General features: G+C 65.9%; 11 protein-coding genes. 4 read left to right on the top strand and 7 right to left on the bottom strand.

The window, feature by feature from the left end:
* Positions 1-10 precede the first annotated feature (10 nt).
* The 6 genes from ACSFC7_RS08690 to ACSFC7_RS08665 form a co-directional block, all read right to left on the bottom strand.
* Positions 11-844, bottom strand: a complete 834-nt coding sequence (locus tag ACSFC7_RS08690) for an ABC transporter permease (protein ID WP_436347315.1) — start codon at positions 842-844, stop codon at positions 11-13.
* Between the two features lie 75 nt (positions 845-919).
* Positions 920-1,996 (bottom strand): ABC transporter substrate-binding protein, encoded by a 1,077-nt coding sequence (locus tag ACSFC7_RS08685; protein WP_436347314.1) that lies wholly within the window; start codon positions 1,994-1,996, stop codon positions 920-922.
* 128 nt (positions 1,997-2,124) lie between these two features.
* Complete coding sequence (locus ACSFC7_RS08680) at positions 2,125-2,904, bottom strand: class I SAM-dependent methyltransferase (protein ID WP_436347313.1); 780 nt, start codon at positions 2,902-2,904, stop codon at positions 2,125-2,127.
* Positions 2,905-3,031: 127 nt separating this feature from the next.
* Positions 3,032-4,954, bottom strand: a complete 1,923-nt coding sequence (locus ACSFC7_RS08675; RefSeq protein WP_436347312.1) for an aldehyde ferredoxin oxidoreductase family protein — start codon at positions 4,952-4,954, stop codon at positions 3,032-3,034.
* Between the two features lie 360 nt (positions 4,955-5,314).
* Positions 5,315-5,509, bottom strand: a complete 195-nt coding sequence (locus ACSFC7_RS08670) for a DUF1328 family protein (RefSeq protein ID WP_436347311.1) — start codon at positions 5,507-5,509, stop codon at positions 5,315-5,317.
* Between the two features lie 98 nt (positions 5,510-5,607).
* Positions 5,608-7,554, bottom strand: a complete 1,947-nt coding sequence (locus ACSFC7_RS08665) for a bacterio-opsin activator domain-containing protein (protein ID WP_436347310.1) — start codon at positions 7,552-7,554, stop codon at positions 5,608-5,610.
* Between the two features lie 110 nt (positions 7,555-7,664).
* Between ACSFC7_RS08665 and ACSFC7_RS08660 the strand changes: the two genes are divergently transcribed.
* The 4 genes from ACSFC7_RS08660 to ACSFC7_RS08645 all read left to right on the top strand — a co-directional run bounded on the left by ACSFC7_RS08660 (position 7,665) and on the right by ACSFC7_RS08645 (position 10,396).
* The gene (locus tag ACSFC7_RS08660; protein ID WP_436347309.1) at positions 7,665-7,853 is read left to right on the top strand and encodes an HVO_0649 family zinc finger protein; all 189 of its coding nucleotides are present in this window, start codon (positions 7,665-7,667) and stop codon (positions 7,851-7,853) included.
* A gap of 104 nt (positions 7,854-7,957) precedes the next feature.
* Positions 7,958-8,626, top strand: a complete 669-nt coding sequence (locus tag ACSFC7_RS08655; RefSeq protein WP_436347308.1) for a helix-turn-helix domain-containing protein — start codon at positions 7,958-7,960, stop codon at positions 8,624-8,626.
* 102 nt (positions 8,627-8,728) lie between these two features.
* Entirely contained in the window at positions 8,729-8,995 is a 267-nt protein-coding gene (locus ACSFC7_RS08650; protein ID WP_436347307.1) for a HalOD1 output domain-containing protein, read from the top strand.
* Positions 8,996-9,196: 201 nt separating this feature from the next.
* Entirely contained in the window at positions 9,197-10,396 is a 1,200-nt protein-coding gene (locus tag ACSFC7_RS08645) for an archaeosine biosynthesis radical SAM protein RaSEA (protein ID WP_436347306.1), read from the top strand.
* Positions 10,397-10,482: 86 nt separating this feature from the next.
* Here the strand turns inward: ACSFC7_RS08645 and ACSFC7_RS08640 are convergent, their stop codons facing one another.
* Positions 10,483-13,749 carry a PAS domain S-box protein gene (locus tag ACSFC7_RS08640; RefSeq protein ID WP_436347305.1) on the bottom strand — a complete coding sequence of 1,089 codons (3,267 nt, stop codon included), beginning with the start codon at positions 13,747-13,749 and terminating at the stop codon, positions 10,483-10,485.
* Positions 13,750-13,801: the final 52 nt, after the last annotated feature.

The following is a 13,801-nucleotide window of genomic DNA, read 5'->3' as shown; positions in this document are numbered from 1 at the left end:
TGCTCCGGTCTCACGGAGTCGGGTCGTCCCAGAGCAGGCGCTCTACGCCCACCGGAACGAGATAGAACCCGATCCCGAGCCCCGAGAGGACGACGAGCGCGGCGTACGTTTCGGCCGTCCGCAGGTACGTCGCGGTTTCGAACACCCGGTAGCCGAGGCCGGCGTCGTACGTGACGAACTCGGCGACGACGCTCCCGACAACGGCCAGCGTCGCGGCGATCTTGGCCCCCGCGACGACGCTGGGCGCGGCCGCGGGCACGCGCACGAGGAGAAACGTTTCGGCGCGGGACGCGCCGACCGAGTCCGCGAGATCGAGGTACGCCGGCGGCGTCTGCCGAAGTCCGTCGAGCGTCGCGATCGTCATCGGGAACAGCGTCAGGGTCGCCACGAGCAGCGCTCGAGCGGGGATTCCGCGGCCGAACCAGAGGAACAACAGCGGCGCGACGGCGATCAGCGGGGCGATCCGCAGCGCGACGACGTACGGGAGCAGCGTCCGCGTCGCCGTCCGCGAGTACGTCATCGCGAACGCGAGTCCGAAACCGACCGCACCACCCGCGATCAACCCCGCCGCGGCGGTGAGTCCGGTGACGGCCGCGTCGGCGAGCAACACGGGATACGTCTCGGCCAGCGCCGTCGCGACGTCGACCGGCGACGGGAAGATCAGCGTCGGCACGTCGGCGACGACGACGGCCGCGTGCCACGCGACGAGCAGGAGCGCGAGGACGGCGGCCGGCGGCGCCGCTCGCTTCCCACCGGCGACGAACCGGTCGCGAACGGTCCGCGGCGGCGCGATCGACGGCGTTCGGATCGATCGCCGGTGGGAGTCGCTCCGGCCGTCGGTCATCGGTCCCTCCTCGGCCGGGTTCCGAATTCAGCGCCGCCGGTTCGTACTGCGGAACGCGACCCGCGTCGCGGGCGGTCACACCCCGGCCTGCCCGTCGTAGTCGGCGATGTACTCGTACTCATCGTCGAGGTAGTCGTTCGTCCACACCGTCTCCGGATCGACGTCGTCTTCGAAGACGTCGGCCGAAGCGAGCGTCTCGTACGTCTCTCCCCACGGTTCCGTATCGCTGACGCCCCAGCCGCGTTCGCGGATGGCGTCCGACAGCATGTACTCCGCGTACATCTGCTCCCACTTCTCGAGCTGGTTCTCCCGGACCTCCTCGAGTTCCGGCTGGACGTCGACGAGGGCGTCGATCGCCTCCTCGGGGTTCTCGCTCGCCCAGGCCGCGCCCCTGGCTGTCGCGCGGAGAAACGAGCGCACGGTGGTTTCGTTCTCCGCGGCGAACCCCTCGTCGACGGCGACGAGGTGGCCGTACGATCGGATCGTCTCGTCGATCGACAGCACGTCGGCCTCGGCCCCCTGCTGTTCGGCGTCGACGACGTCGCCGAACACGCCGCCGGCGGCGTCGAGATCGCCCGCGAGCAACTGCTGGACGGTGTCGAACCCCGCGTCGACGTAGTCGACGCTCTCGAGGACACCGTGACGGTCGAGATAGGCCTGTGTCATCTCGCGAACCATACCGGGGCCGCTGCCGACGGTGGCTCCCTCGAGTTGCTCGGGGTCGGTCAGCTCGCCGAACCCGTCTCGAGCGGCGAAGACGACGTTCGGATTTCGCTGCATAACCACGCCGACGCACAGGGGTGAGAGACCCCTGCTGTTGACGTTGAGCACCTGATCGGCGCTCGAGATGGCGAACTCGACGTTCCCGAGTCCGGCCTGATTCGCGGCGAAATCGGCGCCGTCGCCGCTCTCGATTTCGACGTTTCCGAACCCTTCCTCGTCGTAAAAGCCGTTCTCGCGGGCCGCGACGTACGGCGCGTGCAGGCCGCTGATTCGCCAGTTGAGCAACAGCGTGACGTCGGTGACTTCGGGCTCGCCGTTGGCAGTCTGCTCGACCGCCTCGTCTTCACCGGGACCGCCGGCGCAACCCGCGACGGCCACTCCACCCGCGACGGCGAGGACGTGGCGCCGTGTGCAATGTGTGCTTGTCATTACCTCCCACGATAGGGACTATCCATGAACGCCGAAATAAAGGGTTTGTACGTTCAGTTAAGTAGTCAGCCTCCGATGACCGTCTTCGGGTGACGGGTCTCGGCACGGTTCACCCGGTAACGGTCGACTCATCCGTCGCGATTCTCGGCCTCCGGCGTCGCGACGATCACGAGGTACGGGTCGGATGCGCCGTCGCGTTCGAGTCGATCGACGGTGTCGATACGAAACCCCGCCGCAGTGACGCGGTCTCGCCAGTAACGTTCGGGATCGGAATCGCTGGAGACGTCCCCGGGAACGAGCGGGAGTTCGAGGATGCCGAGCGTTCCGTCGGGTCCGCACACGCGGCGGCTCTCGCGCAGCGTCCGATCGGCGGTCGTCGCCTCGAGGTCGTGGAGGACCCTGCAGGCGGTGACGACGTCGACCGACTCGTCCGCGAGCGGGAGCGCTGCCCCGTCGCCGACGACCGGCGTCACCTCGAGACCGGCACGAGCACCGTTTCGCCGCGCGAGCGCCGGCCCGTTCCCGAGGATGACGCGGTCGTCGAAGACGTCGAGGCCGATCACGTCCGACCCGGGCGGCACGTGCGGTGCGAGCCCCACGAGCGATCGACCGGTCCCGCAGCCGACGTCGAGAACGCGATCCGCTCCAGCCAGGGGGAGTCGTTTCGCGAACCCGTCGTACTTCGCCCGCTCGAGCGTCCACGGCGGTGGTGACAGTACTCGGCGGAGCACTCGAGCAACGTGGACGGACGCCCCGATCGCCACCAACTCCGCGGCGGCCCGTCGAAACGGGTCGTCCGTCCGCCGCCGGAAGACCGCGCCGAGAGCGATCACGCCGAGTGCGATACCGATCGACCTGAACCGTCGTCGCCAGTGGTACACGCCGAAGGCGTATCGAGTCGGGGTCATCGTTGATCGCGAATCACGAAACGGAAGGAGCCACAAGTCGGAACGAGTCGCAAGTCGGAACGAGTCGCAAGTCGGAACGAGTCACGAATCGGGAACCGGAAACCGAACAGGTGACCGTTCGGAGCGATCAGTCGTCGGCCGGTGCCGGTGAATCGCCCGCAGAGACGCCCGTCCCCGGTCCGAGGTCGATGCCGAGGTCGTCGAGTTTCTCGTCCGGCACGACGCCGTCGACCCAGCCGCGGTGGTCGTAGTACTCGTCTTTCATCTCCTCGAGTTCGCAGTACTCACCCTCGCTGGCGCCCTGGCCGCGGATGCCGTCCTCGAGGAACCGCGCGGGCAGCGAGTCGTCGCTCCCGTCGAAGCCGACGAGGTTGTTGTAGTAGCGCTCTAAGTTGTAGATCCGCTCGCCGGCCTCGAGCAGTTCCTCCTCGCCGACGTCCAGTCCGGTCATCCCGTTGTACTGGAGGACGTACTCCTCGATGCCTTCCGCGAAGGCGTTGAACTTGCAGATGTCGAAGCTGTCCGAGATGGCGTGGAGGTCCTGGAACTGGGCGGTGAGTTCGCCCTTCCCCTCGTACTCGTAGGGATCGACCTTCTCGGGGATGCCCAGAATTTCGGCGGCGGGCGTGTAGCCGCGCAGGTGGCACGCGCCGCGGTTCGAGGTCGCGTAGCCGATCCCCATCCCCTTCAGACAGCGGGGATCGTAGGCGGCGATGGTCTGTCCCTTGACCGCCAGCGAGTTCTCTTGGGCGTCCTTCCGGTCGGCGACCCGACGCGGCCCTTCAGCCAGCAGATCCGCGAGGTCGTTCTCGCGGTGGGCGATCTGCTCGATCATATCGATCATGGTCTCGTAGTCGCCCCACTCGAGTTCGCCGACGCCCTCGAGTTTGCCCTGCTCGGTCATCTCCATGGCCATCGCGAGCATGTTGCCCGTGTCGATGGTGTCGAGGCCCATGTCGTTACAGCGGTCGATCATGAGGGCGACGGCGTCGCGGTCGGTGTGGCCGGAGTTCGGCCCGAGCGCGTACGCCGACTCGTACTCGTAGGACTCCGTCCGGACGTTCATCTCCTCGCCCTTGTGCATCGCCGTCACTTCGACTTCCTTCTTGCAGGCGACGGGACAGGAGTGACACGTCGGCTCGTCGACCAGGATGTTCTCGCGGACGTTCTCGCCGGAGACGCGCTCGGCGTCGATGTCGGCGCCCTCCGCGTCGCGCATGGCTTCGGTCGAGGTGTACCGGCCGTTCTTCGTCGGGAGCCCGTCCATCTCCTCGCCGATGTTCATCAGGACGTTCGTCCCGTACATCGAGAGGCCGCCCTCGTTGGGTGCGGTGACCTCGGACTCGGTGATGGCCTGCATGGCCTGCTGGTGGCCCTCCTTGAACGTCTCCTGATCTGCGGGCTGGGGCATTCGGGTGTTGGACTTGACGACGATGGCCTTGAGGTTCTTTGACCCCATCACACAGCCCGTGCCACCCCGTCCCGAGGCGCGGTCGTCCTCGTTCATGATGGAGGCGTACTTGACGCCGTTCTCGCCGCCGGGACCGATCCCCATGACGCTGAGGTTCTTCCCGTAGGATCCCGCTACTTCCTCCTCGAGCGCGTCGCGAGTGTCGTGAAAGCCGCTGCCCCAGAGGTGGGAGGCGTCTCGCAGTTCGATCTCGCCGTCCTCGACGACGGCGTACACCGGTTCGTCGGCTTCGCCCTCGAACAGGAGGCCGTCGAACCCGGCCCACTTGAGTCGGGCACCGGACCAGCCGCCGTGGTGGCTGTCGGTGACGGTGCCGGTCAGCGGCGATTTGGTACAGACGGCGATCCGTCCGCTCATCGTCACCTGCGTGCCCGACAGCGGCCCGTTCATGAACGTCAACAGGTTGTCGGGGCCGAGCGGATCGACGTCTGCCCCCTGTTCGAAGACGTACTTTACGCCGAGCCCCCGTGCACCGATATACTTCTTCGCGTCCTCCTCGTCGATCGATTCGTACGCGACTTCCCTGTCCGAAAGATCCACACGGGCGACCCTGTCTTGAAATCCGCCAAGTTCAGTCATGATAACTCCTCTCCGTTCACTTCGACCTCTATGGTGTTAGGCGTTCTCACCCAGCCGTAACCAAAATACGTTACGTACCGGAGCGCGGTTCGATCAGGTCGAGGCGAAAGAGCCGGTGAACCCGCGTTGAATTAGCGACTGGCTGCCGGCTAGCAAATACTGCCGGGTCGTAACTACTGATGGTCTCGAGTGCGTCTCGGAGCGAGACGGGGATCGAACTCGAGATGCACCCGGCTGTGAAACGAGCAGCAGCGCTCGAGACGCCCTCCTGGATCTGCGCGAACGGTGCGCGACGTCTCCCGCTACTCTGCGAGCGGTCCGAACCGGGGAACCGAAGCGCGTTCCGCGAACCGGAACGCGTTATAACAGCAGCGCGACGATCGCGAGGATGATGAAGATCAGCACGAAGATCCGTGCGATCTCCATCGAGATCCCGGCAACGCCGCGAGCGCCGACCGCCGCGGCGACGATCGCGAGCACGAAGAAGATTAGCGCCCAGTACAGGAAGCCGCCGCCGCCCATTTGGAGTGGTACCGACGTTGCGATATCGAACATAGTCGGAGCTATCACGACCTGATAGATAAACGTCGGCCACCGTCCAGACCCCTAACTTCCGGCTACAGTCGGGTAGGCATGGCATTCAGCCTGCGGTATCAACCCGAGAGCTTACTATCGTCGAAAACTGCCCGACAGAGCTTCGCTTCGGCCGTCCGCAGGTGTTCGTGGAACGTCGGCCGCGAGACGCCCATCGTCCCGGCGAGTTCCTCGCCGGTCGTCGGCCGGGGCCACTCGAAGTAGCCGCTCAGATACGCCCGCTGTAACGCGGCGAACTGGCGATCGGTGAGGTCGCGCTCGAGCCGCGCCGCGAACTCCTGGCGCGTCTCGGGGTCGCGGTCGCGTTGCTGGAACGAGACGACGTCCGTCCCCTCGTAGCGATCCTCGACGGCTTCGACGATCGAGCGGACGTTCGCCGAGCGGGGAATCTCGAGCGTGAGGCGCGCCCGGCCGTCCTCGCTCTCGATCGCCTCGGTTCGGACGCCGCGCTCGGAGAGCCAGCCGACGGGGTCGTCCCCGCCGGCGAGTTCGATCAGACACTCCGACTCGCGCTCGACGACGATCCGGCAGTCGAGACCGATGTTGGCGGCGACCGTTTCGAGGACGTCGGCGGTCGCGTCGGGTCCGGTGACGGTGAACAGCGACGTCGTCTCGTCGTCGGTGCGGTGGGCCGAGCGTCGGTACTCGAGTCGGCAGTCCGCGTCGGCCGAGAGGGCGACGGGGGCGACGGCCGAATCGGTGAGCGTGAGTTCGACGGCGACGACGGCGTCGGTCTCGAGGACGCGGCTGGTCTCCCGGGCGTTGACCCCGCTCGCAATCGCGCGGGCCAGCGCGGAGAGGATCACCGTCTCGCGGTCGTCGATCGACCGGTCGCGATCCGTTCGGATAGTGAGGACGCCGTACTCGATACCGTTGTACGATAACGGAAACGACGCCTGGGTCGTTCCCTCGAACGTCTCGGTGGCGGCCGCGGTCTCGGCGAGCGCGGTGGCCGCGGGGTGGTCGCCGTCGGTCGCAATGCCTTCCGTCGTGTCGCCGCAATCGCCGGCCGTCGTCCGCACGTCGATCGTTCCCGTCGCGGGGTTTCGCTCGCCGATCCACGCGCCGTCGTAGCCCGCCTCCGCGACGATCCGTTCGCAGACGTCGGTCTCGAGCCCGGACCGGTCGGTCGCGCCGGCGACGACGTCCGTGACGTCCTGGATCAACCCCTCGATGCGCTCGAGGAGGTACTCGAGCGCTTCGGTTCGGGTCTCGAGCGCGAGTTCGGCCTCCTTTCGGGCCGTAACGTCGTTCTGGAAGCCGACGTAGTTGGTGACCGCCCCCGCCTCGTCGCGGACGGGGGCGATCGTCACCTCGTTCCAGAACTCCGTGCCGTCCTTGCGGTAGTTCTTCAACTCGACGGTTACCGGCCGGTCCTCATCGATCGCCGCCGCCATCTCCGCGATGGCGTCTTCGCTCGAGTCCTCGCCCTGCAGGAACCGGCAGTTTCGGCCGACGACCTCGTCGTACGCGTAGCCGGTGATCTCCTGATAGGCGTCGTTGATGTAGACGAGGGGATTGTCCTCGCGCTCCGGATCCGAGATGGTGATCCCGACCGGCGCCTCGTTGATCGCCCGGTCTTTGACCACGCGGTCGCTCTCGCTCGAGAACGGGAGTTCGTCCGCCTCGCGGGCCGGTCGGTCGAACGTGATCGTCGCACTGTCGGTCGATCGATGGATACGCGCGTCGTACCGATCGTCGACAGACTCACTGCCGCCGTCGGCATCGTCCCCGAGCGCGACGCGGCGAACCGTGCCGACCGTCGTCTCGTGGATCGCGTCCTCGAGTCGGGCCCACGACGCGAACGCGGCCGCCGCATCCCACTCGCCCGCTCCGGCCTCGCCTGCGGTCGCGTCGTCCAGCCCGAACGCGTCCCGCGCTGCGCCGTTCGCGTACGTGATCGTCCCACTCGCGATAGCGACGACGGGATCGACGACGGCCTCGAGCGCGGCGGTCGCCGGTGTGGCTCGTCCCCCGCCCCCGTACTCCGAATCGACGTTCTCCATACGCATCCTTCGAGGGGGAACTTCCTAAGAACCTCGGTGATCGTCCGAACGGTCCGGTCGACGAACAGGTACCCCCGATTGTTATGCCCTCACACGTCATAAGATAACACATGTCTTCGTACCGATCACCGTTCGAGCAACTCCGAGCGAAATTTGACGAGTCGGAGCCGGAATGCCCGGCGTGTGGGTACCACGATACCAACGGGGGCTGGCGCGTCACGACCACCGGAAGCCGCGTCACGTACCAGTTCGTCTGTCCCACCTGCGACGCGATCGAGACGCGGGAGATGCGACTGTAACGTTGCCGGCCCAGAAACGCCCTCGAGAAACGCTCCCTCGACGGCTCCGCTACGGCACACGTATCGTTCACCCGACGACCGGCAGGAAGCGTACCTGATCCCCGATGGGACGGAGCTTCATCGCCGAGTTGGTGGTCTCACACGAGGATCTGCCACTGACGCCGACCGTTCGACGGGTCTCCGACGCGACCATCACGCTCGAGTCACAACCGCTATCGTACCCGGACCGACCCGGACCGATCATCTTCTACTCGGTGACGGACGCCGACTTCTCGGAGTTCGAGTCCCTACTCGAGACCGACCATACGGTGGACGAGTGGCAGGTGACGATGGAGTTTACCGCGTGTCGCATCTATCAGGTCTATCTGAGTTCGGACGCCAAGTTCACGACCCCCGAGATAGCCGATCTCGGGCTGCAGGTCCTCTCCATTCGGAACACCGAGCGCGGGTGGCAGTTCCGACTCCAGGCCCCCGATAAGGAACGCCTCGGCGACTACTGGCGGTACTGTCGAGAGCAAGGCGTCGAGTTTCACCTCGACAAACTGTACAGCACCGGGCCGCAGGCGAGCACCGTAGCCGACGACAGCCTCGAGGCGGCCCTCACCGACCGCCAGCGAGAAGTCGCCCGTACCGCGGCTCGAATGGGCTATTTCGAACCGGACGGAGCCGATGCGGCGACGGTCGCCGACGAACTCGATATCTCTCCCTCGACGCTGTCGACGCATCTGCGGCGAATCATGGCCAAGGTGCTCCGGCACACGTTCGACGACTGACCCGACACCCGGCGGTTGCGACGCGGAGCCTCATCCACCCCCACATAATAGGAAGAAGAATACGACAGCAGATACGAGGGCGACACCGACCGAAATATCGGTATGACAGAAGAGGTACTTCAACTCGCTTCGGAACCGATGGACGGCAAGCCGAGTCTCTCCGTCGTCGAACGGATCGCTACCCTCGAAGAGACGGACCCGATAGCACTCCCGCCCCTGTACGACGCTATCGATCCCGAGGCGCTGGATTCGCTCGTCGATTCGTCGGCCACCGGCGATTCGCGACCGCCGGCGGAGATCCGATTTACCTACTGCGGCTACGACGTTCTCGTCGAACGCGACGGAACCATCGCGATATCGGCCGCGTAACGCCGGTCCTACCGTTCTGCGGACGCGAGTCGACGCGAATTGAGGTTCGAACGCACGCTCGAGTCAACAGCGAGCGGTGGCTTCGCCTGCACCCGACCGAATAGAACGATCGACGTGCCGAGTCCACCGCTAAGAGGACACTGTTACGGGCGCCACCCCCAGACGAAGGCGCTTTAGGCGCTGGGCTGTTTGGCCCTGATAATGAGTAAACCCACGCCCGACGTCTACGAGCAGGGCAAGGGCATGGACGCCCACAACCAGGTGATGCGGGAGATTCGCTCGCGCAAGGACGCGAGCTACGACCCCCACGAACCCACCCGCGTCTGGCTCGACGAGGACAACACTCCCGGCGGCGTCAAGCGGAGCCTGACGATCATCCTCAACACCGGCGGCTGTCGCTGGGCCCGCGCCGGCGGCTGTACGATGTGCGGCTACGTCGCCGAGAGCGTCGACGGCGGCAGCGTCTCCCACGAGGCGCTGATGGACCAGATCGACGTCTGTCTCGAGTACGAGGCAGAGAACAGCGTTGCGTCGGAGACGCAACGAGCAGACGGCGACAGCGCGGAGCAAAGCTCCGCGGACCATTCGAGCGGGCAGAGCCCGCGAGAAGAAGCCGTCGACGCGGACGAGCAAGCAGACCTCATCAAGATCTACACCTCCGGCTCGTTCCTCGACGAGCGCGAAGTCGGCGCCGAGACTCGGAGGGCGATCGGCGACGCGTTCGCCGACCGCGAACGGATCGTCCTCGAGTCCCTGCCGGACTTCGTCGATCGCGAGAAGATCGGCGACTTCACCCGGCACGGCATCGACACGGACATCGCGATCGGCCTCGAGACGGCGACCGACCGCGTCCGGCACGACTGCGTGAACAAGTACTTCGACTTCGCGGACTTCGAAGCCGCCTGCGCGGAGGCCGCCGCTGCCGACGCCGAGGCGGGCGCCGACGCCGAGGCGGGGATCAAGGCCTACCTCCTGATGAAGCCGCCGTTCCTCACGGAGTCCGAAGCCGTCGAGGACATGATCTCCTCGGTCGAACGCTGTGCCGACGTCGAGGGCTGTCACACCGTCTCGATGAACCCGTGTAACGTCCAGCGCTACACCATGGTGGACGAACTCTACTTCAACGACGGCTACCGGCCGCCGTGGCTCTGGTCGGTCGCCCACGTCTTAGAAGAGACCGCCGATATCGACGCCATCGTCGTCTCCGACCCCGTCGGCCACGGCTCCGACCGCGGCCCGCACAACTGCACGGAGTGTGACGATCTCGTCCAGAAGGCGATCAAGGACTTCGACCTCCGACAGGACCCCAGCGTCTTCGAACAGGTCTCCTGTGACTGCGAACTGACCTGGGAGACCGTTATGGAGCGCGAGCGGAGTTTCAACCAGCCGCTGACCCGGTAACAACGACACCGCACGAACGATCCGACCGACGCGGAGACCGAACCGCCGCGTTTCGACCTTTTCCTCGACCCGTCAGTTGCCGGTCGTCAGTCGCCGGTCGCCGTACTGTCACACGTCGACTGGACGAGTTCGGCGTCGGCCTGCGGAATCTCGAGGGTGACGACGGTCCCCTGTGGCTCGTTGGACTCGAAGGTCAACTGGCCGCCCGACTGGGTCACCACGAGGTTGACCAGCCAGAGGCCGAGGCCGCTCGTGTGTCGGAGTTGCGTGATCTCTCGGTCGCCCTGCAACAGTTCGCGTTCTTCGTCGGGCATCCCGGGGCCGTCGTCGGCGACGGATACCGACAGCATCCCGTCGTCCGTCCGATCGCACACCGAGATATCGATCGTCGGTGACGACGTGTCGTTGTGTTCGACGGCGTTCTCGAGGATCTGGTACAGCGCCGTCCGGAGCGACTCGTTGGTACGCGCGAACGTTCGATCGGGGATCGAACTGGTGATTTCGACGTCGGGATAGGCGCTCTCGAGTCGGGACGTCACCTCGGCGACGGTGTCGGCGATGTCGATCGGTCCCACCGTCGTCGACTCGCGCTCGAGGACGCGTTCGACGGCGCGAGTCTTCTCGGCGAGCCCGATGAGTTCGCCCGCTCGCTCCTGAATGGTCGTCGCGTACTCGGCGTCGTCGTCGTCGACGGCTTCGGCGAGCATCTCGGCACAGCCGTCGATGATGTTCATCCCGTTGCGCATGTCGTGTCGCAGCACGCGATTCAGGATTTCGACGCGTTTCTGGCGCTGTTTCCGGTCGGTGATGTCGGTGTAGACGCCGAACGTGCGACTCGAGGTCTCGTTCATCTCGACGGGGACGGCTCGCAGCATGAAATCGCGCAACCCGTCGACGGTTCGGCGTTTGACCTCCGCCTCGACGATTTCGCCCCGACTGCTGCGGCGCGTAACCGCTTCGGCCTCGGATTTCCCGTCGGTGGGAACGATAAACTGATCCAGCGATTCGTCGACGATGGTCGACTCCTCGTAGCCGAAGACGCGCTCGAACGCCGGATTGACCGATTCGACGATCGCCGTACCGTCGGACTGGCGCGCGCTGACGACGGCGTCGGGAACGTTCTCGAACAGCGCGGCGAATCGGTCGCGCTCCGTTCGAAGCTGTTGCTCGAAGGTGAGACGATCGAGTGCATCGGTCACGTGAGAGAGCAGCAGTTCCGCCAGATCTTCGTCCTCTCGCGAGAACGCACCGACCTCGGTCGAAACCGTCTGAAAGACGCCCCAGTCGTCGATCGGCACCGACAGGACCGACCGGAACTCCTCGCCTCCCGGCTCGGCAGCGGATACCGACCTGACGTCGTCGAACCGGTAGGTTTCGCCGGTTCGGTACGTCATCCCCGCGATCCCCTTGTCGACTCCGATGCGGCGGTGGAAATCACCCTCGAGCGACGCCGAAACGGCTTCCTTGACGAGGTACTCGCCCTCGGCGCGGTCGACGACGCAGACGTCGAACGCCAGCACGTCCGCGGCCGCCTCGACGGTGAGTTCGGCGATTTCCGTGGGAGTCGTACAGTCGTCGAGCTGTGACGCGACCTCGTGCAGTCGCTCGATCTTCGCCTTGTGTTCGACGAGTTCCCGCTCCATCCGTTTGCGGTCGCTCACGTCGCGGACGACGCCGGCCGATCCCTCGAGCACACCGTCGCTCCGCAACAGCGTCATGTTGACCTCACACGGGATCCGGTCGCCGTCGCGCGTCACCAGCGTGAGCTCGTACGTCGCGATTCGATCCTCGTCGGCCGACACGAGCGCGCGAACCCGCTTGCGGCCGCGCTCGACGCTCTCGTCGGTGAGGACCGTCGAGGCGTGTTCGCCGACGAGTTCGTCTCGGTCGTAGCCCGTCACCTCCGTCAGCCGATCGTTGACCGTGATGAAGTCGCCGTTCCTGTCGAGCGCGTAGACGCTGTCACCGATGGTTTCGACGATCGTCTTCGTCTGTTCGAGTTCCCGTTCGCGCGCCGCCCGGTCGAGCGCGGCCTCGGCCGTCGCGGCGAGGACGTGGACGAGGTGAATTTCGGCGAGTTCGATGTCGTCGTCGCCGGTTGCCGCCACGGACAACAGTCCGTGATCGCCGAGCGGATACAGGGTGGCGTTGCCGAGTTCGATATCGATCTCGTAGGGAATCATCTCCCGGGAGGCGTCGTCGATGACGACCGGTTCACCGTCGTCGTAGGTCCGCCAGAGGGTGTCGTCGCCGGGTCCGATCCTCGCGATGTCGCCGGTGTTCGCCTCGAGTTTCGACGTGCCCGCGGCGAGTTCGAGCGTTCCGGTGTCGTCGTCGTAGAACCGAAGCGCCGCGAGCGAGCGGTCGATGACGTGTTCGGTCGCGTCCATCACGATCGACGCGATCTCGTCGACCGACTCGGCGCGCATCAACTCGTGCGTCGTCTCCTGAAGCGCCTCGAGGGCGTTCGCGCGTTTGCGCTCGGCGGTAATGTCCTGGGCGAACGAGAGGACCCCGACGACGTCTCCGTCGTCGAACAGCGGCGTGTTGAACCACTCACAGGTGAGTTTCGAGCCGTCCTTACACACGTTCTGACTGATCTGCCAGCCGGAGCTGGTCGCGAGGTTCCCGGAAAGCAACTGTTCCCAGTGGTCGACCATCTCGCTCCGGTCCGAGTCGGGAACGAGCAAGTCGAGACCGCGTTCGCCGTCGGCTTCCGTCGCGGTGTATCCGAATAGCTCCGTCGCCGCGGGGTTCCAGGACGCGACCTCGAACTCGGGCGTCCACTCGATGATCGCGAGCGGCGACTGCTCGACGACGACCTCGAGTCGATCCGCGGGGTCCGTCGCCGAGACGTTCGTCACCGCCCCACCCGGGGAAAATCCGGGAGTCGAACCGTCGCTACCCGTCTCGAGTGCGGCGTGCGTATCGAGACGAGCACTGACGTCGGTTTCGGTAGACGTGGAAGGCGAGTCGTCCGTGCCGGGCGCGGAAGTCGACTGGTCGAGCAGCTCGCCGACTCGCGTGGCGAGGAGTTCGATCCCCTCGGACTGGGGGACGTAGCCGTCGGCACCGACGGCGACCACGTCGCCGGCGAGTGCTTCGCTTCCCTCGGCCGGAAAGACGATCACAGGGACCTCAACGCTGCCGTCGTCGATCCGCGCACAGAGTTCGACGAGGTCGGTATCGGGGACGGGGGGCGTCAGGACGACACAGTCGGCACTCGAGAGGTGTCCGAGACAGCCGGCCGCGGTCTCGACGACGGTGACAGTCCCAGCGACGTTACGAAGCCCCTGAACGACCTCGTCGGTCGCGTCGGGGTCGGCGTACACGAGACGCGTTTCAGATTCCATACACCCATCCCCTCAAACAGGTTCTACCCCCGTCAACGTACCGCCGCGGTAT

The sequence above is a fragment of the Natronorubrum halobium genome, from assembly GCF_051351675.1.
Lineage (GTDB): Archaea > Halobacteriota > Halobacteria > Halobacteriales > Natrialbaceae > Natronorubrum.
This window is presented reverse-complemented; position numbering and strand designations above follow the sequence as displayed.